Genomic DNA, 26,585 nt, shown 5'->3' on the forward strand with positions numbered 1-26,585 from the left:
TGACACATGGCGACGGCGCACTTGCCCGGTGCGCCTGTGCGCGCTACCAATTCGCCAAAGGAGACCTCCCATGCGCGCATCGAACGAAGCCCTTATCGTCATCGACATCCAAAACGATTTTTGCCCCGGCGGTGCCCTCGCCGTTGCAGGTGGCGATGAGATCGTGCCCGGTGTAAATGCGCTCATGAAGGAATTTCCCTCCGTCATTCTGACGCAAGACTGGCACCCGGCGGGGCATAGCTCTTTCGCAAGCACGCACGGTGCGGCCCCCTACTCCGTGACCGAAATGCCCTATGGCACACAGGTGCTTTGGCCCGATCACTGTATCCAAGGCACCGAGGGCGCGGCCTTTCACAAGGATCTCGTCACCTCCGGCGATCTGATTATTCGCAAGGGCTACAACCCCGCCATCGACAGCTATTCCGCCTTCTTTGAGAATGATCACACCACGCCGACGGGTCTTGAAGGCTATCTGCGCACGCGCGGTATCGACACTGTGACGATGGTCGGGCTGGCGCTCGATTTCTGTGTGAACTTCTCGGCCGTGGACGCCGCCAAGCTTGGCTTCAAGGTTTCCGTGCGCACCGATCTGTGCCGTGCCATCGACATGGACGGCTCCCTCGCCGCCGCGATTGACGGGATGAAAGCCGCCGGGGTCGAGGTCCTTTGAGGCCATGACGCCCAAGCTTCTCACCACGCTCAAAACCTACAATCGGGCCGAGTTCGGCTCTGATCTCTTCGCAGGCGTCACGGTGGCGCTTGTCGCCCTGCCCCTCTCGATCGCCATCGCCATTGCCTCCGGCGCAGCACCGGCCGCCGGGTTCATCACCGCGATTGTTGCGGGCTTTCTGATCTCCGCTTTGGGCGGGAGCCGGGTGCAAATTGGCGGCCCGACCGGTGCGTTCATCGTCGTTGTGGCCGGTGTGATCGCGACTCATGGCTATTATGGCCTCGTTGCGGCCACCTTCCTTGCAGGCATCATCCTTATTATCGCCGGTCTATTCCGCGCCGGACAGTTGGTGCGGCACGTTCCCGAAGCGGTGATCAACGGGTTCACAATCGGCATTGCGGTGATCATTGCCACAAGCCAAATCCCCGATCTCTTTGGCCTTGCCGGTCCATTCCCCGCAGATTTCCTTGAGAAAATCCCGGCTCTGATCGCCGCCCTGTCCGGTCTGAACCCCGCCGCGCTTGGCGTCGGGCTTACCACAATGGTGCTGATCACCATCTTGCGGAAAGCCTTTCCCCGTTTGCCCGGCCTGATTGTCGCCGTCGCCCTGACCTCCGCCGTGGTCGCTCTGTTCGATCTTCCGGTCGAAACCATCCGCTCCCGTTTCGGCGAGCTGCCGCAAAGCCTTCCGGTGCCATCTCTGCCGGATTTGAGCCTGTCTTCACTGCGTGAGTTGCTGCCTTCCGCCCTGATCATTGCCTTTTTGGCCGGGGTCGAATCCCTCCTGTCCGCCATGGTTGCGGACCGGATGATCGGGGGCAAACACCGCTCCAATGCCGAGCTTATGGCGCAAGGCTGGGCCAATATCGGCTCGTCCCTGTTCGGCGGTCTGCCCGCCACCGGCGCGATTGCCCGGACCGCCACGAATGTGCGCGCAGGCGGCAAGACGCCCGTGGCCGGGATCGTGCATGCGCTGACGCTTCTCGCGATCATGATGCTCGCCGCACCGCTTGCCGGCTACCTCGCCCTGCCCGCGCTCTCCGGGCTTTTGCTTTTGACGGCTTGGAACATGTCCGAACCCCACCGCTGGGGCGCTTATCTGCGTGACCGCAAGTCCGATGTCGCGCTTTTGTTGATCACCCTCGTCCTGACTGTGATCACAGACCTGACTGTCGCCATCGGGACCGGCATCGCATTGGGCCTTGCGATGCGTTTGTCACGGCGTGGCGCGGATGATCCGGATTGGACGCCACGGGAGAAATAAGGCGTGCGGGGCATTGTGATCACAAATGCGCTTTATCCTGCCTTTTCCTTGCCAAACACATATTCGTCCTGCTTTAACAAGGCCGTTACATGAAAAGGGGCCTCACCGATGGTCGATATTGCAACCCGCGTCTACAATCACAAATGGAAGATCGACCCGATCGTCCGTTCCCTGATCGACACGGATTTCTATAAGCTCCTCATGTGCCAATCCGTGTTCCGCAACAAACGGGACACGCAGGTCACGTTCTCGCTCATCAACCGCTCGAAGGACATCCGCCTCGCGGAAATGATCGACGAGGGCGAATTGCGGGAACAGCTCGATCATGTGCGCTCGCTCTCGCTCAAACGCGGCGAGTCGACCTGGATGCGCGGCAACACGTTCTACGGCAAGCGCCAGATGTTCCGTTCTGACTTCATGGAATGGTTCGAGAACCTGCGGCTTCCGGCCTATCATCTTGAAAAGCACGACGGGCAATATGAGCTGACCTTTGAAGGCTCCTGGCCCGAAGTCATGCTCTGGGAAATCCCGGCGCTTGCGATCCTCATGGAGCTGCGCTCCCGCGCCGTGCTCGGCCCGATGAAGAAATTCGAGCTTCAGGTGCTTTATGCCCGAGGCATGACAAAGCTCTGGGAAAAGATCAAACAGCTCCAGCCCCTCGACACCCTCAAGATCGCCGATTTCGGCACCCGCCGCCGCCATTCCTATCTGTGGCAGGACTGGTGCGTGCAGGCGATGGTCGAAGGCCTGGGCGACAAGTTCATCGGCACCTCGAACTGCCATATCGCGATGACCCGCGACCTTGAAGCGGTCGGCACCAACGCGCATGAATTGCCGATGGTCTATTCCGCCTTGGCGAAAACCGACGCCGAACTGGCCGCCGCGCCGTTCGACGTTTTGAAAGACTGGCAGGAAGAGCATGAAGGCAACCTGCGGATCATTCTTCCCGACACTTACGGGACCAAAGGCTTCCTCGACCGCGCGCCCGATTGGCTCGCAGGATGGACCGGCATCCGGATCGACAGCGGTGACCCTGCCACGGGAGCGGAAACCGCAATCGACTGGTGGAAATCGCGCGGCGAAGACCCGACCAAGAAGCTTGTGATCTTCTCGGATGGGCTCGACACGGACAAGATCATCGAACTTTATCACCAATTCTCCGGCCGTGTTCGCACCTCTTTCGGCTGGGGCACATTGCTCACGAACGACTTCCGTGGCCTAAGCGAGGACAACGCCTTGGCCCCCTTCTCTCTCGTGTGTAAAGCCGTGTCCGCAAACGGAAATCCGACGGTGAAACTGTCCGACAATCCGAATAAGGCGATGGGACCGAAAGACGAGGTTGAGCGCTACAAACGCGTGTTCGGCGTAGGCGAGCAAAAGGCGATGGACGTCGTCGTCTGACGAAACGCCCAATCCGGCGACAGCCGCATAAATTTCGCCCAAAGCGGTCTGCGGCGCACAGCACACTGTAGGCTTTGCTTGTGCCACCGCCAGAATTGAGCCTGAATTTGCCCAATTGGACAATTTTCAGGACCATACAATGACACGCATTTTCCCTGCGTTTATCGCGTCTTCTCTATGCCTTACCGCCCCCGCCTTTGCGACTGAAACCCTGGTCACCGTCCCGGCTGAGGCTGGCAAAGTGATTGGAACCTATAACGATGCCGATGGCACACCGGACACGCCCGTGGTCCTTTTCCTCCACGGGTTCACCGGATCACGCGATGAGCTGCCGGTCGCAGGCACAGAGGAAGGCGTGTTCTCCCGCTCTGCGCGCGTTCTGGCCGAAGCCGGTTATCCGTCTTTGCGGATCGACTTTATCGGATCGGGCGAGTCCACGGACAAAACCTGGGAAGAGACCACGTTTTCCGGGCAGATCGCGACGGTCTCTCCGCACTGGCCTGGCTTGACGTAAAACTGCCGCACCGTCCCAAAGTCGTTCTCGGCTGGTCTCAGGGCGGGCTTGTGGCCTCACATCTGGCAGAGGCGGCTGATCCGGAAGGCCTCATTCTCTGGGCTCCGGTTGCCGATCCTCTGCCGACCTATTCCGGTCTTCTTGGCGCCGAGGACGTGGCAAATGCCATCGCCTCCGACGACGCGTCAGAGACATTCACCTTCACCCTGCCGTGGGGGTCGACAACATCGCTCAATGCCCCGTTCTTCGATGAATTGGTCACCACCGACCCGGTCGCCGCAGTCGCGGGTTACGAGGGACCGATGCTCTTGATGGTGGGCCTCAATGACACGATCGTCGGGCCGCAGCCCCAGATGGGAGAGCGTTTCGCCAATTATCATCCCGGCGACACGGTCATGAAAACCTATCCGATGGATCATAGTTTCAATGTCTTCACGGATTCCAGCACGCTCGACGAGATGTTGGCTGACACGCTTCTCTGGTTGGGCGAGATGTAAACATCCCCCCCAGCTGTGCGATCTAACACCAGTCGGGGGGCGAACAGCTCAGCATCGTCTTTGTTTGAGAACACAAACGATCAACAATGATGGGGATTGGTTTGAAGAAGAGTGGTGCCGCTGAAGGGACTCGAACCCCCGACCCCATCATTACGAATGACGTGCTCTACCAGCTGAGCTACAGCGGCACTCTTCTCTGTCGAAAGCTCTCGCTTCCGACGTGAACGGGTCTTTATCACCCTCTTTCAAGGGTGTGTAGCCCTAATTTTAAACCTTGTCTTTTTCCTTCGCCTCATCGGGCGTGACGTCCACCATGGAGGGCGTTTCTTCGACCTCCGCGTCCATGGTTTCCGCAACTTCGACGTCCGGCTCCGGCGCAGCGCCCACGATCATCGGAAGCATTTCGGTGCCAGCGGGCATCGCCACCTCGGAATGCGTCGGTTTACGCCAACTCAGCGTGTCAAACCCGCCGCAATTCTCGCAAACCGGGGCCCAGCCGGTGTGGATGGTCTGGCATTTATCGCAAACCCATTGCGGCCCGCGCGGCGCCGTCAAGGCGCGGGTCAACCAACCGCGGACCACGACATCTTCCGCCCCTTCGCCGCGCTCGATGGCGGCAAGGATCGTCAGGCTGCGTGCGGTCGGGTTCATCTCCGCCAGATCGCCCAAGGCACGTCGAGCGGCCGGGAAATCCTCTGCGGCGATATAGAGCTCGGCGAGGAGCATTTTCGTCTCCGAATCTTCGGGCTTCACCTTGGTCAAAGCGCCAAAGCGTTTGAGACGCTGCTCCGGCGTTTCCTTTGGCTCGATCCGCGCGAACGCGGCGGCGAGATCGGGGTGCGGCTGTGCCTCCCAAGCCTTCTTGAGCACGCGCGCAGCCTGCCGGCCCTTGCCTTCCGCAACATATTCGTCGGCGGCCATGACCGCTGCCGGGATCAGGTCCGGCGATTTCTTGTTGGCCTCGATCGCGGCTTCCCGTGCTTCGATGCTTGCGCCTGTCTCGAAGACGCCCTTGGCCTGCGACAAGGCCAGAACGGCGTCGCGACGTTTGTGCACGTCGCGCGGAATGGCGCCGTGTTTCAGCTTGGCGGACAACGTGCCCCGCGCGGCGGACCAGTCGCCTTTCTCCGCTTGCAGACGCAACAGAATATCCTGCGTCTCAACATGTTTCGGTTTCAGCGCAAAGGCCTTTTCCGCGAGTTTCAGCGCCGTGTCCGTGTCACCGTCCTCAAGCTTCTGCTTCATGATTCCCTGCACACCGACGAACCGGGTGCGCTCATCGGCCACGAGCTGTTTGAAGGCACGCTCCGCCGTCAGCTTATCGCCGTTCATCACCGCCGCCTGCGCTTTCAGGAGATTGGTAAGTTCCGGTTTCTGAAGGTATTTCTCAGCCTTTGCCGCCTTGGCCATGGCTTGGCGACCGTCGCCGGAGGCCAAAGCCATCATGCCATCGGTGATCGCTTCAATGCCTTTTTTCTCACGGTTGCGGTCGAAATATCGGGAAATCGCGGTTTCATCGCCCAGCAGGAATTTCAACACCGCCAGCAACAAGCCAATAAGCTTGATCGCGACATAGATCACCACCACAAGCGCGATCAGCGCGAGGACGACTTTCAACGGCGTCAGGCTGATCTCGAAAGAGCCGAAAGCGATCTGAGCGCCGCCTTCCATATCCATCAACACCATGCCGCCATAAGCGAGCGCGGCCACGATCAAGACGAAAAGAACGATTTTGACGAGGGACCAGAGCATGTTCAACCTCCCTTACTGACCAAGAACTTCATCAAGGGCAGTCATTGCATCCACCCGTTTTTGTGCATCTGCAATCCACGACTGCATCTCCGCTCGACCGGCCTCCGGCAAGGCATTGAGCGTGTCGATCGCCTCAGCAAACAGACCATCGCGCACCGATTGCTCGGCCCGTGACAGGATCGCATCCGCATCGTCGCCCTCTTTGGGTTTGGTGGACCTCAACCCGATTTGAGTGCGCAGAACGGTTTGGAACCAGCTTTCCTCCCCGGCCTCATAGGACGCGCGTGACGCAGCGACGAGGGCTTTGCGCGCCGCCTCTGCATAGCTTTCCTGAAGACCGCTCACACTCGGAATGCCGGTTTGCGCCGCCTCTTTCAACGCCGGCGGGATGTCTCCACCGACGAGCGCCAAGGCATCGGCAAATGGTTCGCCAGCATCGACCAAGGTCTGCAACCGTGCCTTCGCCGTGGCCTCACGCGCCGCCGTTTCTTCTGCGATGGCCTGATCCTTGGCCTCTTCCAGACGGCCGATTTCGCTGTTGAGCAAATCCTGCATCTGCGCCAGTTGCCGCTCGTAAGCCGCCGTGGCTTCCGGCGACACAATCGCCTCCGCGACCGGGCGCGCCTCAATCTCCGTGAGGCGATCCTCAAAGGCTTTCAACTGATCGGACAGGGTTGCCACCGCCGCGTTCGCATCCATTCCGGCGATTTTCGCTTCGAGCGATGTGCGCAGCTCGTCTTGCGATGCCGTCATCGAAGCGGACTGCGTTTTCGCCGCGCTGTCCATATCGGCGATCTGAGCTTTCAGCACCGCCAATTCCTGTGTCAGCTCTTCGGTATTCGCACCGGGGAACGGCCAACCATTCGGTTTCACGAAATTCGCCGCGCCATAGCCGAGCGCGACACAAACGATCCCGCCAAGAACCGTCGGCACAAATCCACCGCGTTTGACGACAACCGGGGCAGGGGCGGCGCTCTGCTCTTCCGCTGGCTGTTCGATCACAGGCGGCTCTTCGACATTCTGTTCTTCCGACTCGTAGGTCTTCTCTTCGACCGTGTCCTCGTCCTCAACGGACGGCTCTTCTACCGCCTCAACGGGAGTCGCCTCGACATCAGTCACAAGCTCTTGATCCTGAACCTTTTTCTCTTCGTCTTTCGCGGTATCCAGCGGGGTTTCTTTATCACCTGGCATGAGACTACCCTTTCGATTCCAGAACCATTTTTTTATATCACATAAGAAACTTAGACCCTGCAGCCCAGGCTCTCAAGCAAGGATCAGGCAAGCTGTGACGCAATCGCGCGTTTCATCGACTCACCATCCGGATGTTCCGCAACAATAATGCTATGTGCTGTCGGCCCCGACCAAGCGTCCCTGCACGCATCAGAAATCGCAACAAGCCGCAATTCCCCTTCGAAAGCATCCAGTTTTCCCGACAGAAGCTTCGCAGACCGGGGTGAATAAAGGGGAATCACCAAGCACGGTTGCGCAAAAATCTTTTTCCGTTCCTCCGAGGTCCAATCTCGCGCAACCTGATCGTAGACGACACAGTCTTTCGTCTCTAATCCAGCGGAACTCAGCCGTTCTGCGACATTTCCACGGGTATGCCGCCCATGGAGATGAAGCGCCTTTTGTCCCGCCCGATCCGCCAAGCCGCGCACAAGATCATCCGCTGCTGGATACACGCCTTGCACCGTGAGCCCGGATTGTTCCGCTTTCCGAGCCGTCGCCGCGCCAACGCAAACGACAGGCACATCGCCGCATTCCAAAGCGGCCGGAATCGCATGTTGCGAGCTGATCACCACGAAATCGACCGGGTTTTCCGGGAGCATATAGGGTAGGGCGTGAATATCCATCACCGGCGCCACGATCACCGAAAGTCCCGGTACAAGCACGCGCAAATCCTTTGCGAGCCGTTCGGCGTCTTGGGACGGTCGTGTGATCAGAAGGGATGACTGCAAATCGGTCTCGGGATTGTCTGGTCTCTCTCTCGGTGATACCTCCCAAAGGACGGTTAAACAATCGTGCAGACGGATGAGCCAAAGGGAGAGACAGGTCGTGAATGAGATTTCCGTCCTCGGCGCAGGTGCTTTCGGAACGGCGCTTGCCATTTCTCTGGCGCGCTCAGACCGCAAGATCACCCTTTGGGCGCGGTCGCCTGAGGGCGCCGAGGCCATGCAAGCGCGCCGTGAGAATGCATCGCGTCTCCCCGGAAAATCCTTGCCCGACAGCCTCACAGCGACATCCGATCTGGAACAAGCTTGTGAAGCCTCCGTGCTCTTGCTAGCGGTTCCGATGCAGCAACTCGCCGGGTTTTGTGAGACAAATAAGGCTCTAATCCAGCGCAAAACGCTTGTTTGCTGTTGCAAGGGTGTCGATCTGAAATCCGAGCGCGGACCTTTGGCCGTGCTCGAAGAAATCGTCCCGGAGGCCGAGATCGCCATCCTCTCCGGACCGTCGTTTGCGGTCGATATCGCCGACGGATTGCCCACAGCGCTCACGCTGGCCGGGCGTCTGCAAGACACTGTGGACCGTCTGCAAGCCCTGCTCACCACGGATAACATCCGCCTCTATTCAAGCCTCGATCCGCTCGGCGTCGAATTTGGCGGGGCGCTCAAGAATGTCATCGCCATCGCCTGTGGCCTCGCCATCGGGGCAGGGCTTGGCGAAAGCGCCCGTGCGGCCCTGATGACCCGCGGTTTTGCGGAGATGCAGCGTCTCGCGCTTCGCCTCGGCGCGGACCCGGCGACGCTTTCGGGGCTGTCTGGTTTCGGCGATCTCGTGCTGACCTGTACCTCTGAGAAATCCCGCAACTATTCACATGGCATCAAACTCGGCTCCGGCGCGACCATCGACCCGAACGTAACGGTCGAAGGTGTCGCAACGGCGAAAGCGGTTGCGCATTTGTCTCAGGGGCTCGGGATTGATATGCCAATCACGACGGCTGTGACGCAAATACTGAACGGCCAGATTTCCATATCCGAGGCGGCGGAAATCCTGCTCGCCCGCCCATTGAAAAGGGAGTAATCCATGAAATACGCGGTCATTTCCACCGACAAACCCGGCGGGCTTCAAATCCGCCTCGACACCCGCCCGGATCATGTCGAATACCTGAAAACCTGTGGCGTGGTCGAACGCGCGGGTCCGTTTCTTGATGCAGACGGCAACATGTGTGGCTCCCTCGTGATCATCGAGGTCGAAGACCGCGCCGCCGCAGAAGACTGGGCTGCAAATGATCCTTACGCCAAGGCAGGGCTCTTCTCCGATGTCCGTATCGAAGCATGGAAACAGGTGATTGGCTGATGGCACACTGGCTTTTTAAATCCGAAGCGGAAGTCTGGTCCTGGGATCAACAGGTCGCGAAAGGCGAGGTTGGCGAGGAATGGGACGGCGTGCGCAACTACCAAGCGCGCAACAACATGCGCGCCATGAAGCTTGGTGAGCGCGGGTTCTTTTATCATTCGCGCAAGGAAACGGAGATCGTCGGGATCGTCGAAGTCTGTGCCGAAGCGCATCCGGACAGCAAGGCGGATGATCTTCGCTGGGAATGCGTGGACATCAAGGCCGTGCGCCCGTTCACCAAACCGGTGACGCTGGCCATGTGCAAAGAAGATCCGCGTCTCAAGGATATGGTGTTGGTGAACAACAGCCGTCTTTCGGTTCAGCCGGTCACGGACGAAGAATGGAAGATTGTCTGCGAACTCGGTGAAACCGATCCATCGTAAGCCTGCGATGTCATGAGCGTGATGTCATAAACGCGATGTCATGAAAAAGGAGGGTTCCGACCCCCGGAACCCTCCACCACCCCACGTGCTCCCTAGCACCACACGTGTTCGAATTTGAAAGGGTTCGGGCCATCCTGGTCCGTGTTTTCAACCTAGGGAATTTGCCGATTCCCTGCAAATCCGAAGTGTTTAGAGTTGCGCCGAATTTCGAAACTCTTGCTTAACACACGCAAGCGTCAGACATGAAAAAGCCGCCCCGAAACTGGAGGCGGCGTTTTCTTAATGTTTTGAAATATCAGCCGTAAATGGCTTCTTTTCCAAAATGCTTAACCAAGAGGTAGTAGAACACGGCGCGGTATTTGTTACGCTCGGACTGCCCATAGGTTTCGATCGCCGCGTTGATCGCATCCATCAGTTCCGGGCCATCGGCGAGGCCGAGTTTCTTGATGAGGAAGTTGGTCTTGACGGTCTCAAGCTCGCTTTCTTGCGAAGCAGCAACGGTGGAGGCATCGTCATTGTAGATCGCCGGACCACAGCCGATGGTCACTTTCGTCAAAAGATCCATATCCGGCTCGATACCGCATTTGGACTTAAGATCTTCGGCATATTTCGCGATCAGGTCGTCACGTTTTCCCATGTTTATTCTCCCACCATGAAAGAGTTTAAGGCTGATAAAACAAGCCAATGAAGGCTCAAGAGGGAGCGTAGTGGCTAGCCCGGCCAATACAAAGGGAAATTTTCATGAAAAAGGCCCCCTCACGAGATCGCGAGAGGGCCCCAATTCGGAAAGTACCGGATCAGTAGCGATAGTGTTCCGGCTTAAACGGACCTTCTTGGGTCACGCCGATGTAATCCGCTTGCTCTTTCGACAGTTGGCTGAGCTTCACGCCGATCCGCGCAAGGTGCAGACGCGCCACTTTCTCGTCGAGGTGTTTCGGCAGGATATAGACGTCGTTGTCGTAGCTGTCGCCATTGGTCCAAAGCTCCATCTGAGCCAGCACCTGGTTGGTGAAGGACGCGGACATCACGAAGGACGGGTGACCCGTCGCGTTGCCGAGGTTCAGAAGACGGCCTTCGGAGAGAAGGATGATCTTGTTGCCCGAGGGCATCTCGATCATATCGACCTGATCCTTGATGTTGGTCCATTTGTGGTTTTTCAGCGCAGCGACCTGAATTTCATTGTCGAAGTGGCCGATGTTGCCGACGATGGCCATGTTCTTCATCTCGCGCATATGCTCGATGCGGACCACATCCTTGTTGCCGGTGGTGGTGATGAAGATATCCGCGTCTTTCACGACATCTTCCAGCAGAACCACTTCGAACCCGTCCATCGCAGCCTGAAGCGCACAGATCGGATCGACTTCGGTCACTTTCACACGCGCGCCAGCGCCGCGCAGCGAGGCCGCGGAGCCTTTGCCCACATCACCATAACCACAAACGACGGCCACTTTGCCCGCCATCATAACGTCCGTCGCGCGGCGGATACCGTCCACGAGGCTCTCTTTACAGCCGTATTTGTTGTCGAACTTCGATTTGGTGACCGAGTCGTTCACGTTGATCGCCGGGAAGGGCAGGAGGCCTTTCTTCACCAGATCGTACAGGCGGTGCACGCCGGTGGTGGTTTCCTCAGAGACCCCTTTGATTTGGTCGCGCATCTTGGTGAACCAACCGGGGGTCTCCGCCATGCGTTTCTTGATCTGCGCCTTGATCACCGCCTCTTCTTCAGAGGTCGGCACAGCGATCACATCCTCGCCCGCTTCGGCACGCGCGCCGAGCAGAACATAGAGCGTCGCATCGCCGCCATCGTCGAGGATCATGTTCGGGCCATCGGCGAACTGGAAGGATTTGTCGAGATAATCCCAATGTTCTTCAAGGCTTTGCCCCTTAATGGCAAAGACCGGAACGCCCGCCGCCGCGATGGCCGCAGCCGCGTGATCTTGGGTCGAGAAGATGTTGCAGGACGCCCAGCGCACATCCGCGCCGAGTGCGACAAGCGTCTCAATCAGCACAGCGGTTTGGATCGTCATGTGCAAAGAGCCGACAATCCGCGCGCCTTTGAGAGGCTTGCTCTCGCCATATTCCTCACGCAGGGCCATCAGGCCGGGCATTTCGGTTTCCGCAATATCGAGTTCTTTGCGTCCGAACTCAGCGAGAGAGATATCTTTGACGATATAGTCGGTGCCCATGTTCGGCTCCTGCTTGCGATGATCAATTTAAGCGCTGGTTACCAGCTTCAACCTCTCCTTACAACGCAGAGCCGTTGATTTAAGGTTAAAGCCACGCGCGCATACTGGCCCAAATGAGATGGTGCGATGGAAAACCATGGAAACCTTTCCCGTGCAGGGCTACCTAGACGGAAAGCACAAAGAGGGTGACATGGCGCAATCACGAGCTTGGCAAAGGATGCTGTCGGGACGCAGGCTTGATCTTCTGGATCCGACCCCGATGGATATCGAGATTGAAGACATCGCGCATGGTCTCGCCTTTGTGGCGCGCTGGAACGGTCAGACACACGGCGATTTCGCCTATTCCGTTGCCGAGCATTCCGTTCTGGTCGAAGAGATTTTTCGCCGTCTCTACCCAAAAGAGCCTGTGAAATGGCAACTGGCCGCGCTTTTGCATGACGCACCGGAATATGTGATCGGTGACATGATTTCGCCGGTGAAGGCGGCCATCGGGCCCGATTACGGGGATTTGGACGAACGGCTGACCGCCGCGATCCATATTCGCTTTGGCCTGCCCGCGAAAATTCCGGTGACGATCAAGAAGAAAATCAAAAAGGCGGACAAGGTGTCCGCCTGGTTGGAAGCCACTCAGATTGCCGGTTTCTCAGAAGCGGAAAGCAACAAACTCTTTGGCCGTATGAATCCCGATCTCATCCGCGATCTGCGCATCCAACTGCGCCCGCCGGTCGAGACGCGCAACGCCTTCACACAGCGGCATGCGGAGTTGATGGCTGCGCTTTAATCTTGCGAGGCGCCACGTGGTCGGCGGAAAAAAGGCCGAGCTTTCCGGGAAAAGCCAGAAGCTTTTGAACCCATGCGGCGCGGGTGGAATTGCCTGTCTCCCGCCGGCTCTCCCGACGGCGCGCCAGAATCTCGCGGCGATGCTGCACCTCCGGGGAGGTCATATCCGGCCCGCGCATCATCTCGTTTGCGATTATCTGTAACATGGTGTTACTCCCGAAAAGCTCGACATGCGCTTCATCTATTAATTATAGTGAACACATTCCACTCAGGGATTTTTTCAAATTGTAAGTAGAACTTACATATGATCGATATCGACTGGCGCCATATGCCCTCCCTTTCGACGCTCCGCGCCTTTGAGGCGACGGCCCGTCTCGGCTCCTTCACCGCCGCAGGCCGTGCTTTGAACGTCACCCATGCGGCGATCACCCAACAGGTGCGGGCGCTTGAAAAGGATCTTGGCCTGACCTTGTTGCAGCGCGAGGGCAGGGGGATGGCGCTCACGGATGCGGGACGGCAATTGGCGGACACGCTGTCCGAAGGGTTTTCCACGATTTCCGAAGGCATAACGCGCGCCCGCAATGGGCCAAGATCGCGCGGGCTTCGGGTCACCTGCACCCCTGCGCTCTCCTACGCTTTCATCATTCCCCGGCTTGGGCAGTTCTGGGACGATCACCCGGAAATTCCGGTCTCTCTGACGCCTTCGGGCTCGGTGGATGATTTGAAACGTCGGCAATTCGATCTCGGCATTCGGACCGGCAGCGGCAACTGGCCCGGTGTCGATGTTGAGCCGCTCTGGACCACACGCGTCATTCTTGTCGCCAGCCCGATCCTCATTGAAAAGCACGGTGGTGATGTGAATGCCCTGCCGCTGCAATCCATGCCGTGGATCAGATCACAGGATCACCCCGATGATCTCGCCCTGATGCGGCAATGCGGGGTCGATGGCGAGAAGGTCTCCGCGATTTTCATCGAAGGTCAGTCGGAAAGCGTTCAGGCCGTTGTGCGCGGTGTCGGGATGACATTCGTCTCCGAAATCGCGGTCAGCGACGATCTGACAAACGGCGCTCTGGTCCGTTTGCCTTATGATTTCTCGCAAGAATTCACCTATTTTGCCGCAACCCCCAAAGGGGTTGAGCGCGCCTCGACCCGTCTGTTCATCGACTGGCTCAAGACGCTGGCCCCCGAGGCGCGGTAACGATCAGCGCGGCGAGCGTTTCGCCAGAATGCGCTGCAACGTGCGGCGGTGCATGTTCAGACGTCGCGCCGTTTCCGACACGTTGCGATCGCAGAGCTCGTAAACGCGCTGGATATGTTCCCAACGTACACGATCCGCCGACATCGGGTTTTCCGGCGGCGGTGGAAGCTCGTCGCCAGTGGCCAGAAGGGCGTGCACAATGTCATTGGCATCCGCAGGTTTGGACAGGTAATCCGTCGCGCCGATTTTCACCGCAGCCACAGCCGTCGCAATCGCACCATAGCCTGTCAGAACGACGATGCGGCTGTCCGGGCGCTTTTCTCGCAGAAGTTCGACCACATCCAGACCGCTGCCATCTTCGAGACGCAGATCAACCACGGCATAGGCCGGCGGGCGGGCCGTCGCGATGGCTTTCCCGGCGGTGACGGAACCAGCCATTTCGACCTCAAAGCCACGTTTTTCCATGGCGCGCGCGAGACGGCGCAGGAACGCTTCGTCATCATCGACCAAGAGAAGCGACTTGTCCTCGCCCAGTTCCAGTTTCTCGTCCGCGTCCATATCGGACCCTCCTGCCATCGGCATTTTTCTTATGAAATCGGTCTAGTTTTAGAACGCCTCTAAGGGAGGGTCAATTTTTACTCTACTTTTACCCTGCGGCATCCATAAAACAGGCCACCCGATCCGCCATTTGTTCCGGAGTGACGTCGCGTTTGAAGAAATCAACGAAGCCAATCTCAGGGAAAACCAGATAGGCAAAGGTGGAGTGATCGACCAGATAATACTCCGGATCGCCATCTTCCTGTTTCTTGTAATAGGTCTTGTAGGCCATGGAGGCCGCTTTGACCTGTTCCGGCGTGCCCGTCAGACCGATCATGTTGTCATGAAAAAGGCTGGTGAATTCCTTGACCACTTCGGGCGTGTCGCGTTCCGGATCAATCGAGATAAACGCAGCCTGCGCGTCATATCCGCGCTCATCGAGAATGCGCAGAGCATCCGCGTTGCGCATATTGTCGAGCGGGCAGACATCCGGGCAGAAGGTATAACCGAAATAGAGGATCGTCGGTTTGGTAAAGACATCCTGATCGGTCACCGTGACGCCATCTTCGTTCACAAGCTCGAACGGCCCGCCGATTGCGGCGGCACCGCCGCTCACTGCGGACTCGCGGCATTGCGCAAAAGCGTCCTCCTCTGCCGGGCGGGTCGCATACCAAACGGTCGCCCCAACCCCGATTGCAACGACGGCGACAGCCGCAATGGCGATAGATTTCGTGGACATCTTAATTCTCCTCTCGTTGCTGCGCATTGATCGGGGCAAACGCAGGTACTAACAAGGGATTTAATGACGCATCAGGGTAATTTCACGTCAATGATTGAAAATGGAAATGGCTTCCTCACGGGGGAGAGACGGTCTGACTGGGTCCGGCTGCGCACTTTGGTCGCGGTGCGTTGGATCGCGATTGCGGGACAAATCGGCACAATTCTCATCGCAGAACTCATTTTGAACCTGCGCTTTGAATATGGCGCCTTTGCCATGGCGATCGGGGCCTCGATCATCCTGAACGTCATTTCGAGTTTCATTTACCCGGAGAACACGCGCCTGAGCGAACGCGGCGCGACGTTGATGCTGCTGTTCGATATCCTGCAACTCTCGGCCCTGTTGTATTTCGCGGGCGGTTTGAACAACCCGTTTTCGATGCTCATCCTCGCCCCGGTGTCCATCTCCGCTTCGGCGCTGCGTCCCAAATCCTCGATCCTCATCGGTGCGGCAGCCATCGCCTTGGTCAGCGTCCTCGCGCTCTACTACGTGCCGCTGCAAACGCAGGAGGAGCAAATCCTCACGATGCCCGATATGTTCCTCTTTGGCACTTGGGCCGGGATCGTCATCGGCGTCGTGTTTCTCGGCGTGTTCTCTTGGAAAGTCGCCTCCGAGATTCACTCCATGTCCGAAGCGCTTCTGGCGACCCAAATGGCCCTGACCCGTGAACAAAAGCTGACGGACATCGGCGGTGTCGTCGCCGCTGCCGCCCATGAGCTTGGAACGCCTCTGGCCACGATCAAACTGGTGTCGAGCGAACTGCTCGATGATCTGAAGGAGAACGAAAATCTCCGCGATGACGCCCTCCTGATCAACGAACAGGCGGATCGGTGCCGCGATATTCTTCAGTCGATGGGGCAGGTGGCCAAAGACGATCTTCACATGCGGTTCGCGCCGCTTCAGGCCGTCGTCGAGGAAGCCGGTCAGCCCCATATGACCCGTGGGAAAACCGTGAAACTCGAAGTGCTTGGCGCCGAGGACGGCTCCGCGCAGCCCTTTGTCTACAGACGCCCTGAGATCATCCATGGGCTGCGAAACCTGATCCAGAACGCCGTGGATTTTTGCGAAACCACGGTGTGGATCGACGTGACGTGGAGCGCCTCCGATATTCAACTGCGCATCATCGATGATGGCGCCGGTTTCCCCAGCTCCGTCATCGGGCGGATCGGGGATCCTTTCATGCATGGGCGGCGTGGTGATCGCGGGAGTGATCGGGGGGGCGACAGAGGAAGCGACCGGGAGTTGGATAAGCGTCCCGGTTACAAGGGCATGGGGCTCGGGCTCTTTATTGCCAAAACCCTGCTGGAACGCACCGGGGCGGAGATCACCTTTGCGAACGGCTCTGCGCCGCATGATCTGCACCTTCATGCCGGTCGGCGCTCCGGCGCGATTGTCGAATTGAATTGGCAAAGAGAGCTGATCAGCGTTCCCGAAGGCGAACAGAACAAAGCGCTCGGTGACAACATCCCGCTGATGCCCTGACCGTTGACTTAACTATGCGTTAACCATCCTTGCGCAAACTGGCGACATCTCGAATGCGCAGCGCAAGATGGGAATCACATGTCGCCGAATAGCCTGTTCACCTTTGTCTCTTTGATCGCGGGAAGTCTCTCGGTCGCCTTCCTCGCGCTTTACGCCCTGTCATGGCTTGCGGCGCGCAAGGAACGCATCGATACGATCGCGCTCGCCTCGCAGGACCATGACATCGTGTTCTTGTTCGACGACGAGAAACTGGTGAACGCAACGCCCGCGGCCAAAAGCGTTCTCGCGACCGCCGCAGAGGTCGGGTCCGATTGGTCTCGGCTTCTCTCGATCATGATTTCGAAATTCCCGGACATGCAGCAGGAAGTCTCCCATCTGGCGGAACGAGAGAGCATCGCGATTGAATCCCGCGATGGCAGAGCCGTTCTCAAATGCGAATGGCGCAACGGTCTGGCGCGCATCACCCTGTTTGACCGCGAAACCGAGCAGGCCCATATCGAAATGGATCGTCATTCTCTCATGGCGATGGAACAGGAGCTGGACACCCTGCGCTCGACGACGGAAAACATCCCGTTCCTTGTGTGGCGCGAGCTTGAAAACGGCGCAATCAGCTGGGCCAACAGCGCCTATATCGCGCTGTCCGAGACCCTCTCTGAGCAGGATGAACATACGAGCTGGCCACCCGCCGCCCTCTTCGACACCCAGCTACTGGCACAGGCGGGGCCGAACGAAATCCGCCGTCTCAGTCTGAATGACAAAACGGGGCAACGTCTTTGGTTCGACGTGAACCGTTTCAAACTCGGCAATGACACGCTCTACACCGCAGCATCTGCGGATCGGACGGTGAAGGCAGAGGAATCGCTGCGTGAATTCACGCAAACGCTCACGAAAACCTTTTCTCATCTGACCATCGGCCTCGCCGTGTTCGACCGCAAACGTCGCCTTGCGCTCTTTAATCCTGCGTTGACGGACCTGACCTCTTTGCCCCCGGATTTCCTGATCACCCGACCCGCGCTCACCTCGTTCCTTGATCGTTTGCGGGACAATCAGATGATGCCGGAACCCAAGGATTACAAATCCTGGCGACAGGAAATGACCGCGCTTGAAACCGCTGCCGAAGACGGCACTTACGAGGAAGTCTGGACCCTGCCCAGTGGCCTGACCTACCGCATTTCCGGGCGGCCCCATCCCGACGGTGCCATCGCCTTTCTGTTCGAGGATATTTCAGCCGAAATGTCGCTCACCCGCCGGTTCCGCGCGGAAATCGAAACCGCGCAGGCCGTGATCGACAGTCTGCCCGAAGCCATCGCCGTGTTTTCCGGCGAAGGCATGCTCGTCATGGCCAATTCCACCTACACAACCCTCTGGGGGCATGAGCAAATGGAAGGCCTCTCGGAAACAAGCCTTACCGATGCCACGCGCATCTGGCACGCCAAATGCGCCCCCTCTTCGCTTTGGCGGGAATTTCGCGACTTTGCGACCCAACCCGGCGATCGCACGAACTGGACCGGACAAACCCGCCTCTGGGATGGCCGCCGCCTAAAATGCCGTTTTGTGCCCTTGGCCTCAGGCCAAACCCTCGTCGGATTTACACCAGAGTCTCGCGCCAGCGCATTGCGCCCGGCCGTGCGATCCAAGATCGAAGAAAAGCATTTCATCGGGATGTGACGGCAAGCCCTTGTCTCCAACGGTGCGAAGCCTAAAGTCGGACGACACACGTCAGACGCAAAAGGCTCCCTCCCGTGACCACATCCACTGATCGCAAAGACTGTCTAGATACGTTTTTGCAAAACAGCGACTGGGCCACCGCCCGTACAATCGCATTGGCCGGAGATGCCTCCCGTCGTCGTTATCATCGGCTGATTGATCCGGTTTCCGGGCAACAGGCCATTCTGATGGATGCCCCGCCAGAAGCGGGCGAAGATGTCCGGCCCTTCCTCAAAGTTGCTGACTATTTGCGGGGTCTCGGCCTTTCAGCGCCCGAGATTTTTGATGCGGATGAGGAGCAAGGCTTTCTGATCCTCGAAGATTTTGGCGAAGACCTCTATGACCAAGTCTGCGCCCGTACACCGGAGATGGAACCCGCGCTCTATGATGCTGCGGTCGATGTGCTGATCGACATTTGTTCCGCACCTCCCATGACGGGTCTCTCGGATTACAGCGCCCAAATGAGCGAGCTCGCCCTCTCTTGTTTCCGCTGGTACGCCGAACCGATCCTTGGGCGCGATCTTTCCGCCGAACGTGCGGCGACGGCTTCGGCCCTTGCGCCCCTGATCGACGATCTCGGCCCCGGTCGGGTGACCATTTTGCGCGATTATCACGCACAGAACCTGCTGTGGCTGCCGGAGCGCTCGGGCGCTGCACGGGTTGGCCTCCTCGATTTTCAGGACGCCATGCTGGGCCATCCGGCCTATGATCTGATCTCCCTCACGACAGATGCCCGCCGCGATGTTCCTCCCGACATTCAAACCCGCTGTTTGGATCGGTTTAGCGTCGGATTCGGCCTGAATCGGATCGATTTTATGCGACAAGCCGCCATTTGTTCCGTGCAGCGTAACCTGCGAATCCTCATGGTGTTTGGCCGCATGTCCCTCCATTTCGGCCGCCCTCATTACGTCGATCTCATCCCCCGCGTCTGGCAGCATCTGCAAAACGATCTCAATCATCCCGACCTCGCGGAGCTCGCGAAAGTCCTTCGCGCGGCCCTCCCTGAACCCGACGAAAACGCCCTCAAAACACTGAAAGCGAAATGCGGCACCATCCCAACTCTGCAATGATCTTTTGCGCGGGGCGTGGCACCCGCATGAAAGAGCTCACCATAGACCGCCCCAAGCCCTTGATCGAAGTGGCGGGGCGACCGCTTGTGGATCACGCGATTGAACAGCTCGAAGGGATCGAACACCGCGTCGCGAACCTGCATTACCTGCCGGAAAAGCTTGAACAGCACCTGACATCTGTGGGCGTCGAAACGATCTTTGAGAACGATCTTCTGGAGACCGGAGGCGGTTTGAAAAACGCGCTGCCTCTTTTCAAAGAAGATGCGATTTTCACGATGAACACCGATGCCGTCTGGAAAGGTCCGCGCGCGGCAGATGTTCTCGCGGCGCATTGGCAGCCGGACAAGATGGATGCGCTGTTGCTCGTGGTCCCGAAAACGCGGGCGCATGGTCATCTGGGCCGCGGAGATTTCGATATCTCTGAAAGCGGCCAACTGAAACGCGGCACCGAGACCGTTTACACGGGCGTTCAGATTTTGAAGACTGATCCTGTCGCGAAGGTCGAGCAGTCACATTTTTCCCTAAACCTCGTTTGGGAAAAACTTTTCGCAGCCGGCCGCATTTACGGTGTGGAATATGAGGGGCATTGGTGCGATGTCGGCCATCCGGACGGTATTGCGATCGCCGAAGAAATTTTGAAAGGAAAGTGATGTTCAGCGACGAGGGAAAGCCAGGTCTCTTTGGTGTAGCCTGCGGCGCGAACTATCCACTTGCGGTGAAGACCGGCCTTTTGGCGCGGCTAAATGACCAGCCGCCAGAGGTTTTGGCCCGCACCGAAATCTTCGTAAACACCTCGCGCATGCGCAAGGATATTCAGGCGGCCTTCGATGATGGATCGACCCGATTCCTGCCCAAAATACGTCTTTTGTCCGAATTGGGCACCGATCATGCTTTCATGGATCTGCCCATCCCCGTCAGCAGCCTGCGCCGACGTCTGGAACTGTCCCAACTCGTCGCCCACTTCCTCCGGCAAGAACCAAAATTCGCGACCCGCGCCTCCGTGTTCGATCTCGCCGACAGTCTCGCGCAGCTTTTGTCAGAGATGCAGGACGAAGCCGTCCATCCCGACGACATTCGTGGCCTCAAGGTTCAGGATTCCTCCGGGCATTGGCAAAAATCGCTGCAATTCCTGTCGATCATTTTCGACTTTTTCGGCCCCGAAGCCGCCCGCGATCCCGGATTGGAAGATCGATTGAGGTTGGTGGTTGACCGGCTTGAGGCGCAATGGCGCGCAACGCCGCCGGATCATCCGATCCTTGTGGCCGGTTCAACAGGTTCGCGCGGCACCACCGCGCGTTTCATGTCCCTTGTCGCGTCTTTGCCGAACGGTGCCGTTATTCTTCCCGGCGTCGATTTCGAAATGCCCACGTCGGTTTGGTCGCAAATTCGCAACGAGGAACGCGCGGCGGAAGAGCATCCGCAAGAACGCACCGCGCGCATGGCCGAACGGCTTGGCATGCACCCTGGAAAAATTCCCGTCTGGGACACGACACCACCTGCAAATGCGACCCGAAACAAGCTCATTTCCCTCGCTTTGCGTCCGGCTCCCGTGACCGATCAATGGATGGAAGAGGGCCCGAAATTCGAGAATGTGGCACAGGCGACAGGGGCGATGACGCTGGTCGAAGCGCCGGACATGCGCATCGAAACCAATGCGATTGCGCTCATGCTGCGAGAAGCGGCGGAGCAGGACAAAACCGTTGCCCTCGTGACGCCCGACCGCGATTTGGCGCGGCGCGTTTCGGCCCTTTTGGATCGCTGGGACATCGTCGCGGATGACAGCGCCGGTATCCCGCTCAACCAAACCCCGCCGGGCCGATTGTTGCGTCATATCGTCGGTTTCATGGGGCGCACATTGTCAGCAGAAGATTTCCTTGTGCTGCTCAAACACCCGCTTTGCGCGCGTGGTTCCGAGGGAGAGGAGGGGCGTGGTTACCACCTCCTGTGGACGCGCGAATTGGAAGTGCATCTGCGCCGCAAAGGTCCGGCCTTTCCGACACGCGAAGATTTCATGAAATGGGCCGTAGAGTCCGGAAAAGATAAGGCTGACAAGGACGGTCGCAAACATTGGGCGCACTGGCTGTCGGATATGCAGGAGCAAATGTTCGTTGCGCCCGAAAGGCCGCTTTCGGACCATCTCGAACAGCTTGTTGCGCTGAGTTCGGCTCTGGTTAAAGGGCCGACGGGCGAGGACGACAGCGAGCTTTGGGCTCAGAATGCAGGCCGCGAAGCGCGGCGCGTTGTCGAAGGATTGCAGCGCGAAGCGGAGTATGGCGGGACTTTGAGCATCGAGGAATTCGCCGATCTGTTCCGAGCGATTTTGGGACGTGCAATGGCGCGCGATCCTTCTCCGAAACATCCGAAAGTGATGGTTTGGGGGACGCTTGAGGCGCGCGCTTTGCAGGCCGATAAGGTGATCCTCGCCGGTCTCAACGAAACCATCTGGCCACAATCTGTCGGGCAAGATCCGTGGTTCAGCCGCGACATGCGGCGGCAGGCCGGACTTGTCTCGCCGGAACAATCCATCGGCCTCTCCGCCCATGATTTTCAACAGGCCATCGGCGCGCCCGAGGTCGTTCTGACCCGAGCAAAGCGGGATGCCGAAGCCGAGACTGTGCCGTCTCGCTGGCTCATTCGCCTGACGAACCTGATGGCCGGGATGTCGGAAGAAGGGCGCAGCGCGCTTCAAACGATGCGGGATCGCGGAGCGGAATGGATGGCCTTGGCCGAAGCGCTCGATGTGCCGGACGAAACCGTGTCGCCCGCACGTCGCCCGAGCCCGCGTCCCCCCGTGGACGCCCGGCCCCGGCAGCTTTCCGTCACGCGCATCGAGACCTTGATCCGCGATCCTTACGAGATTTACGCCAGCCGCATTTTGCGCCTGAGCAAGCTCGACCCTCTGTCACGAGATCCGGATGTCCGCGAGCGCGGCACCGCGCTTCACGCAATTATGGAAACCTACCTCAAACAGATCGGTGAGGAGAGTTTCGAAGCCGCTCTCGCACGGTTCCAAATGATTGCGGAAGACGTTTTGGAACAAGAGGTTGCATGGCCCTCCGCGCGCCGGGTCTGGCTTGGGCGTGTGCGGCGGATTGCGGAACAGCTGGTGCGCGACGAGCAAGACAGGTTCGCCAAAGGCAGCCCCATCGGCGTTGAGACGAAAGGCGCGATGCACCTGTCGGACGTTGATTTTTCTCTGACCTGCAAAGCCGACCGTATCGACCGGAAAGAAGACGACACGTTCGTCATCTATGACTATAAATCCGGCTCGCCGCCGAGCGAGAAGCAGACCAAGAAATTCAGCATTCAGCTCCTGCTGGAAGCCATGATGCTGGAGGCAGGAAAATTCGATGGGCTGCCGGAGGGCAGGGTGTCGGAGGTGGCCTATCTTGGGTTGAACGCCGCTTTGAAACAAACCGTTCTGCCGTTGGAGCCGCATGAGATTGCAAAGGTGCGCGAACGGTTGGAGGAGTTGATCAAGGCCTATGACGATCCGCAGCTTGGCTATACCTCGCGGCGTATGATGGAGACCGTGCAATATAGCACCGATTTCGAACATCTCGCGCGGTTTGGTGAGTGGTCCATTTCGGATACGCCCGTGCCGGAGGACCTCGAATGACCGAAATGAACGAGGCCACACGCCGCCAGATCATGGCCGCCGCGCCCGACATGTCGACCTGGCTCTCCGCCAACGCCGGGTCGGGGAAAACCAAGGTGCTCACAGACCGGGTGGCGCGGTTGTTGCTCGACGGCACGCCGCCGCAGCACATTCTCTGTCTCACCTATACGAAAGCCGCCGCGGCGGAGATGCAGAACCGTCTGTTCAAGCGTCTCGGCGATTGGGCCATGCTGCCCGATCCGGAGTTGATTTCACAGCTACGGGCGCTGGCACCGGAAAAAGAGTTGAACTCCGACATCCTGCGCCATGCGCGGACCTTGTTCGCCCGCGCGATTGAGACGCCGGGTGGTTTGAAAATCCAGACGATCCACTCTTTTTGTAGTGCGCTTTTGAGACGATTCCCGCTTGAAGCGGGTGTGTCGCCGCAATTCAAAGAGATGGACGAACGGCAATCTCGCCGGATGATTGTCGATATTCTGGAGGACATGGCCTCCGGCTCCGGTCGCGATGTGATCGACGCCGTCGCCCTCTATGTCAGCGATCTCGATCTCACCGATCTCGCCATGAAGGTCGTCGCCAAACGCGAAGGCTTCTTGCCGGAAAAAAGCCCTGCTGAAATTTGGTCTTGGTTCGATCTTCCGAAAGGCTACGGAGAGGCAGAGCTGCTTTCTGACGTGTTTCTCGGTGGTGAAAAAGAGGTGCTTTCAGATTGCGCCGCACTCATGGAAGGATCGAGTGCCGCAGATCAGAAAGTCGCACCTTTTTTCCGGATTTGGGCTGGATTAGAGCCGAGTTTGGATTTGGTAGAGCAGTTTTGTGGCAAGTTTCTCTCTGGGGAAAAATCGAAAAATCCGCTGCAATCGAAGTTCTACGCGCAGCATTCCAGCCTTCCGACCCGCAAGCTTATTGATGCCCATCCCGGTGCCTTTGATCGGCTTGAATCCTTGATGAAACGCGTAGAAGCGGTGCGGCCGCGTCTTTATGCCCTGCGCGATGCCAAACGCACGCTGGCGCTCCATCGCTTCGCGCAAAACATTCTGCCGCCCTATCTTGAGCGCAAATCCCAGCTTGGCTTGCTCGACTTTGACGACATGATCCGCCGGGCGCGTGATTTGTTGTCGATTTCCAACGTGTCGCAATGGGTGCTCTACCGGCTCGATGGCGGGATCGACCATATCCTTGTGGACGAGGCGCAGGACACCAGCCCAGATCAATGGCGTGTTGTGCAGCTTCTGGCGGGCGAATTTACGGCGGGCGAGGGCGCCCGCGCCGATGTGACCCGCACGATTTTCGTCGTGGGCGATCACAAACAATCGATCTACTCTTTCCAAGGCGCAGCGCCGGAAGCGTTTGACAAAATGAAAGCGCATTTCGGCGAGCGTCTTCAGGCCGTGGGGCAGCCGCTTCAAGATCTCGCGCTGCAATATTCCTTCCGCTCATCGCCCGCGATCCTATCTGCGACCGACGCGGTTTTTGCGGCCAGCGGCGGCGAGGGGGTTGGCGGCATTCCGGAGCATATCGCCTTCTTCGAAGACATCCCCGGACGGGTTGATCTTTGGTCACTGGAAGAGCCGGAAAAAGCCGATGAGGAGGATGAAAACTGGGAAGATCCCATCGACATCATCCGCCCCGAACATCACAACGCCCGCCTCGCGCAGAGGGTTGCGGATTTCGTCGCAGAGCTTCTCGAATCCGGCTCAATTCCCGACAAAGATGGCAAAGGCCGCGCAGTGCAGCCGGGCGATATCATGATCCTCGTGCGCAGCCGCTCGGAACTTTTCGGGCGTATGCTCAGAACGCTGAAATCTCACCCGGCTGGCATTCCGGTCGCGGGCGCGGACCGCATGACACTTGGCGATGAGATGGCCGTAAAGGATATGCGGTCTCTGTTGGCTTTCCTGTCCCTGCAGGACGACGATTTGGCGCTGGCGGAGGTGTTGAAATCGCCGCTGTTCAATTGGTCGGAGCGCGATCTCTATAAATTGGCGCATGGGCGGACGACGATCACGCTTTGGCGGCAACTTTACGAGCGCCGCGCGGAATGGCCCGAGACCTTCGCCATTCTCGAAGACCTTCGACAGGTCTCGGACTTTCTGCGGCCTTACGATCTGATCGAACGTGTGCTCATCCGCCATGATGGTCGGCGCAAATTCATTGCCCGGCTCGGCAAAGAGGCTGAAGACGGGTTGGATGCCCTGCTGCATCAGGCGAGAAGCTATGAGGCGGCGGAAACGCCCAGTCTTACGGGCTTCATCGCATGGCTGGAATCTCAGGATATTCAGCTCAAACGCGTGCTGGATGAAAACTCCAACCTCGTTCGCGTGATGACGGCACACGGGTCCAAAGGCCTTGAAGCGCCGATTGTGATCCTTCCGGACACGCTCAAAGCCCTGCGCGAACCGCGGGATGAATTTATTGAGCCCGTGAAAGATCAACTGGTCTGGAAAGGGCCGGCAGATCAGCGCTCTGATCAGATCAAACAGACCCTAACCCAGCTCAAACAGGCCGATTTGGAGGAAGATCGTCGCCTGCTTTATGTGGCGATGACGCGGGCGGAAAAATGGCTTGTTGTCTGTGGGGCTGGCGAGGAAAAGCCGGACACATGGTATGAACTCGTCAAACGCGGGCTGTCCTCTCTGCCGACGCAGACATGCGAATTGGCCGGAAGCCTTGGGCAGCGCTACGCGCATGGGGATTGGCCCGCTTTGGACAAAAGCGAAAGCCCCGAGGTCAAGCTGACGCTTGCGCTTCCCGACTGGGCGCGCAGCTCAGCAAAGGCTCCGGCAGCAAAATCCTCTGTCATTTCCCCCTCTGATCTTGGCGGTGCAAAGGCCTTGCTCGGCGAAGATGGGCTTTTCGACAAGGAAACGGCGATGCGGCGCGGCAGTCAGTTGCACCAATTGATCGAGGTTCTGCCGGATATCGCGCCAGACAAACGCGAGACGGTCGCGCGGTTTGTTCTTTCCTCTGGAGAGGATGCGGCGCTCGATACGGAAATTGCGGAGTTGATGGAAGAAGCCATTCATGTGCTGGAAGGCCGCTATGAGTGGGACATTTTCGGGCCAAATTCGCTGGCCGAGGTGCCCTATACCGGAAAGATGGGCGATCAGATCATTCACGGCATCATCGACCGGCTGATCGTCACGCCGGACCGTGTCCAGATCGTCGATTACAAATCCAACGCCGTGGTCCCGGAGCGCGTGAGCGACATTCCGGAGGGGCTTTTGCGCCAACTTGGCGCCTATGCCGAGGCCATCGGGGAGATCTATCCGGGTCGCGAAATCGAAGTGGCGCTTTTGTGGACAAAGACTGCGACGCTCCAGCCTGTGCCTCTCGATATCGTGATGGAAGCCCTGCAGCGCACCGCCACATCTTGACCCCGCGGGGGGCAAGACATAGATTTTTTCT

Annotated in this window: 23 protein-coding genes and 1 tRNA gene; 16 read left to right on the forward strand and 8 right to left on the reverse strand. The window is 58.5% G+C overall.

Annotation, left to right across the window (positions count from 1 at the left end):
- The first annotated feature begins 70 nt into the window (after positions 1-70).
- From pncA to ACYBHZ_RS04030, 5 genes are all read left to right on the forward strand, one after another.
- Positions 71-670 carry a bifunctional nicotinamidase/pyrazinamidase gene (pncA, locus tag ACYBHZ_RS04010; RefSeq protein WP_460272909.1) on the forward strand — a complete coding sequence of 200 codons (600 nt, stop codon included), beginning with the start codon at positions 71-73 and terminating at the stop codon, positions 668-670.
- A gap of 4 nt (positions 671-674) precedes the next feature.
- Positions 675-1,934, forward strand: coding sequence for a SulP family inorganic anion transporter (locus ACYBHZ_RS04015; protein WP_460272910.1), 1,260 nt, complete (start codon positions 675-677; stop codon positions 1,932-1,934).
- A gap of 108 nt (positions 1,935-2,042) precedes the next feature.
- Complete coding sequence (gene pncB / locus ACYBHZ_RS04020) at positions 2,043-3,335, forward strand: nicotinate phosphoribosyltransferase (RefSeq protein ID WP_460272911.1); 1,293 nt, start codon at positions 2,043-2,045, stop codon at positions 3,333-3,335.
- Between the two features lie 139 nt (positions 3,336-3,474).
- Positions 3,475-3,849 carry an alpha/beta fold hydrolase gene (locus ACYBHZ_RS04025; protein ID WP_460272912.1) on the forward strand — a complete coding sequence of 125 codons (375 nt, stop codon included), beginning with the start codon at positions 3,475-3,477 and terminating at the stop codon, positions 3,847-3,849.
- Entirely contained in the window at positions 3,831-4,346 is a 516-nt protein-coding gene (locus ACYBHZ_RS04030) for an alpha/beta hydrolase (RefSeq protein ID WP_460273180.1), read from the forward strand. The genes ACYBHZ_RS04025 and ACYBHZ_RS04030 overlap by 19 nt, the downstream gene beginning before the upstream one ends.
- A 112-nt stretch (positions 4,347-4,458) precedes the next feature.
- Here ACYBHZ_RS04030 and ACYBHZ_RS04035 read toward each other — a convergent pair.
- From ACYBHZ_RS04035 to ACYBHZ_RS04050, 4 genes are all read right to left on the reverse strand, one after another.
- Positions 4,459-4,534 (reverse strand) — tRNA-Thr (locus ACYBHZ_RS04035).
- A gap of 79 nt (positions 4,535-4,613) precedes the next feature.
- Entirely contained in the window at positions 4,614-6,098 is a 1,485-nt protein-coding gene (locus tag ACYBHZ_RS04040; RefSeq protein WP_460272913.1) for a heme biosynthesis HemY N-terminal domain-containing protein, read from the reverse strand.
- Between the two features lie 12 nt (positions 6,099-6,110).
- Positions 6,111-7,289: a COG4223 family protein gene (locus ACYBHZ_RS04045; RefSeq protein ID WP_460272914.1), complete on the reverse strand. Its 1,179-nt coding sequence runs from the start codon at positions 7,287-7,289 to the stop codon at positions 6,111-6,113.
- A gap of 83 nt (positions 7,290-7,372) precedes the next feature.
- The gene (locus ACYBHZ_RS04050) at positions 7,373-8,056 is read right to left on the reverse strand and encodes a uroporphyrinogen-III synthase (RefSeq protein WP_460272915.1); all 684 of its coding nucleotides are present in this window, start codon (positions 8,054-8,056) and stop codon (positions 7,373-7,375) included.
- A 73-nt stretch (positions 8,057-8,129) separates the two neighbouring features.
- Between ACYBHZ_RS04050 and ACYBHZ_RS04055 the strand changes: the two genes are divergently transcribed.
- The 3 genes from ACYBHZ_RS04055 to ACYBHZ_RS04065 are packed head-to-tail and all read left to right on the forward strand — an operon-like array spanning position 8,130 to position 9,820.
- The gene (locus tag ACYBHZ_RS04055) at positions 8,130-9,122 is read left to right on the forward strand and encodes an NAD(P)H-dependent glycerol-3-phosphate dehydrogenase (protein ID WP_460272916.1); all 993 of its coding nucleotides are present in this window, start codon (positions 8,130-8,132) and stop codon (positions 9,120-9,122) included.
- 3 nt (positions 9,123-9,125) lie between these two features.
- Positions 9,126-9,398 (forward strand): YciI family protein, encoded by a 273-nt coding sequence (locus ACYBHZ_RS04060; RefSeq protein ID WP_460272917.1) that lies wholly within the window; start codon positions 9,126-9,128, stop codon positions 9,396-9,398.
- Positions 9,398-9,820: an EVE domain-containing protein gene (locus ACYBHZ_RS04065; protein ID WP_460272918.1), complete on the forward strand. Its 423-nt coding sequence runs from the start codon at positions 9,398-9,400 to the stop codon at positions 9,818-9,820. The genes ACYBHZ_RS04060 and ACYBHZ_RS04065 overlap by 1 nt, the downstream gene beginning before the upstream one ends.
- Positions 9,821-10,115: 295 nt before the next feature.
- Here ACYBHZ_RS04065 and ACYBHZ_RS04070 read toward each other — a convergent pair whose 3' ends face one another.
- Positions 10,116-10,457, reverse strand: coding sequence for a DUF2853 family protein (locus tag ACYBHZ_RS04070; protein ID WP_460272919.1), 342 nt, complete (start codon positions 10,455-10,457; stop codon positions 10,116-10,118).
- A 160-nt stretch (positions 10,458-10,617) separates the two neighbouring features.
- A complete protein-coding gene (gene ahcY, locus ACYBHZ_RS04075) occupies positions 10,618-12,006 on the reverse strand; it encodes an adenosylhomocysteinase (protein WP_460272920.1) in 1,389 nt (462 codons plus the stop codon).
- 190 nt (positions 12,007-12,196) lie between these two features.
- Here ahcY and ACYBHZ_RS04080 point away from each other — a divergent pair, with 190 nt between their 5' ends.
- Together ACYBHZ_RS04080 and ACYBHZ_RS04085 are read left to right on the forward strand one after the other, a co-directional pair.
- Positions 12,197-12,787, forward strand: a complete 591-nt coding sequence (locus tag ACYBHZ_RS04080) for an HD domain-containing protein (protein ID WP_460272921.1) — start codon at positions 12,197-12,199, stop codon at positions 12,785-12,787.
- A gap of 303 nt (positions 12,788-13,090) precedes the next feature.
- A complete protein-coding gene (locus tag ACYBHZ_RS04085) occupies positions 13,091-13,984 on the forward strand; it encodes a LysR family transcriptional regulator (RefSeq protein WP_460272922.1) in 894 nt (297 codons plus the stop codon).
- Between the two features lie 3 nt (positions 13,985-13,987).
- Here the strand turns inward: ACYBHZ_RS04085 and ACYBHZ_RS04090 are convergent, their stop codons facing one another.
- Complete coding sequence (locus ACYBHZ_RS04090; protein WP_460272923.1) at positions 13,988-14,542, reverse strand: ActR/PrrA/RegA family redox response regulator transcription factor; 555 nt, start codon at positions 14,540-14,542, stop codon at positions 13,988-13,990.
- An 88-nt stretch (positions 14,543-14,630) separates the two neighbouring features.
- A complete protein-coding gene (locus ACYBHZ_RS04095; RefSeq protein ID WP_460272924.1) occupies positions 14,631-15,260 on the reverse strand; it encodes an SCO family protein in 630 nt (209 codons plus the stop codon).
- 90 nt (positions 15,261-15,350) lie between these two features.
- On the opposite strand from ACYBHZ_RS04095, the gene regB reads away from it, so the two are divergent.
- The 6 genes from regB (at position 15,351) to addA (ending at position 26,554) form a co-directional block, all read left to right on the forward strand.
- Positions 15,351-16,781, forward strand: a complete 1,431-nt coding sequence (regB, locus tag ACYBHZ_RS04100) for a sensor histidine kinase RegB (RefSeq protein ID WP_460272925.1) — start codon at positions 15,351-15,353, stop codon at positions 16,779-16,781.
- 78 nt (positions 16,782-16,859) lie between these two features.
- Positions 16,860-18,449, forward strand: a complete 1,590-nt coding sequence (locus tag ACYBHZ_RS04105; protein WP_460272926.1) for a PAS-domain containing protein — start codon at positions 16,860-16,862, stop codon at positions 18,447-18,449.
- 74 nt (positions 18,450-18,523) lie between these two features.
- Positions 18,524-19,558, forward strand: coding sequence for an aminoglycoside phosphotransferase family protein (locus ACYBHZ_RS04110; RefSeq protein ID WP_460272927.1), 1,035 nt, complete (start codon positions 18,524-18,526; stop codon positions 19,556-19,558).
- 26 nt (positions 19,559-19,584) lie between these two features.
- On the forward strand, positions 19,585-20,208 hold the full coding sequence (locus tag ACYBHZ_RS04115) for a nucleotidyltransferase family protein (RefSeq protein WP_460272928.1): 624 nt from the start codon (positions 19,585-19,587) through the stop codon (positions 20,206-20,208).
- The gene (gene addB, locus ACYBHZ_RS04120) at positions 20,208-23,177 is read left to right on the forward strand and encodes a double-strand break repair protein AddB (protein WP_460272929.1); all 2,970 of its coding nucleotides are present in this window, start codon (positions 20,208-20,210) and stop codon (positions 23,175-23,177) included. Before ACYBHZ_RS04115 ends, addB begins: the two co-directional genes overlap by 1 nt.
- Positions 23,174-26,554, forward strand: coding sequence for a double-strand break repair helicase AddA (gene addA / locus ACYBHZ_RS04125; protein WP_460272930.1), 3,381 nt, complete (start codon positions 23,174-23,176; stop codon positions 26,552-26,554). The genes addB and addA overlap by 4 nt, the downstream gene beginning before the upstream one ends.
- Positions 26,555-26,585: the final 31 nt, after the last annotated feature.

Source organism: Celeribacter sp. ULVN23_4 (genome assembly GCF_054788345.1).

Bases quoted from the DNA above. Each gene is read 5' to 3' on its own strand.
- ACYBHZ_RS04025 (WP_460272912.1), top strand. From the start codon at position 3,475: ATGACACGCATTTTCCCTGCGTTTATCGCGTCTTCTCTATGCCTTACC.
- ACYBHZ_RS04040 (WP_460272913.1), bottom strand. From the start codon at position 6,098: ATGCTCTGGTCCCTCGTCAAAATCGTTCTTTTCGTCTTGATCGTGGCC.
- pncA (WP_460272909.1), top strand. From the start codon at position 71: ATGCGCGCATCGAACGAAGCCCTTATCGTCATCGACATCCAAAACGAT.
- ACYBHZ_RS04065 (WP_460272918.1), top strand. From the start codon at position 9,398: ATGGCACACTGGCTTTTTAAATCCGAAGCGGAAGTCTGGTCCTGGGAT.
- ACYBHZ_RS04090 (WP_460272923.1), bottom strand. From the start codon at position 14,542: ATGGACGCGGACGAGAAACTGGAACTGGGCGAGGACAAGTCGCTTCTC.
- ACYBHZ_RS04095 (WP_460272924.1), bottom strand. From the start codon at position 15,260: ATGTCCACGAAATCTATCGCCATTGCGGCTGTCGCCGTCGTTGCAATC.
- ACYBHZ_RS04115 (WP_460272928.1), top strand. From the start codon at position 19,585: ATGAAAGAGCTCACCATAGACCGCCCCAAGCCCTTGATCGAAGTGGCG.
- addB (WP_460272929.1), top strand. From the start codon at position 20,208: ATGTTCAGCGACGAGGGAAAGCCAGGTCTCTTTGGTGTAGCCTGCGGC.
- ACYBHZ_RS04105 (WP_460272926.1), top strand. From the start codon at position 16,860: ATGTCGCCGAATAGCCTGTTCACCTTTGTCTCTTTGATCGCGGGAAGT.
- ACYBHZ_RS04055 (WP_460272916.1), top strand. From the start codon at position 8,130: ATGAGCCAAAGGGAGAGACAGGTCGTGAATGAGATTTCCGTCCTCGGC.
- ACYBHZ_RS04015 (WP_460272910.1), top strand. From the start codon at position 675: ATGACGCCCAAGCTTCTCACCACGCTCAAAACCTACAATCGGGCCGAG.
- pncB (WP_460272911.1), top strand. From the start codon at position 2,043: ATGGTCGATATTGCAACCCGCGTCTACAATCACAAATGGAAGATCGAC.
- addA (WP_460272930.1), top strand. From the start codon at position 23,174: ATGACCGAAATGAACGAGGCCACACGCCGCCAGATCATGGCCGCCGCG.
- ahcY (WP_460272920.1), bottom strand. From the start codon at position 12,006: ATGGGCACCGACTATATCGTCAAAGATATCTCTCTCGCTGAGTTCGGA.
- ACYBHZ_RS04085 (WP_460272922.1), top strand. From the start codon at position 13,091: ATGATCGATATCGACTGGCGCCATATGCCCTCCCTTTCGACGCTCCGC.
- regB (WP_460272925.1), top strand. From the start codon at position 15,351: ATGATTGAAAATGGAAATGGCTTCCTCACGGGGGAGAGACGGTCTGAC.
- ACYBHZ_RS04045 (WP_460272914.1), bottom strand. From the start codon at position 7,289: ATGCCAGGTGATAAAGAAACCCCGCTGGATACCGCGAAAGACGAAGAG.
- ACYBHZ_RS04070 (WP_460272919.1), bottom strand. From the start codon at position 10,457: ATGGGAAAACGTGACGACCTGATCGCGAAATATGCCGAAGATCTTAAG.
- ACYBHZ_RS04080 (WP_460272921.1), top strand. From the start codon at position 12,197: ATGGCGCAATCACGAGCTTGGCAAAGGATGCTGTCGGGACGCAGGCTT.
- ACYBHZ_RS04060 (WP_460272917.1), top strand. From the start codon at position 9,126: ATGAAATACGCGGTCATTTCCACCGACAAACCCGGCGGGCTTCAAATC.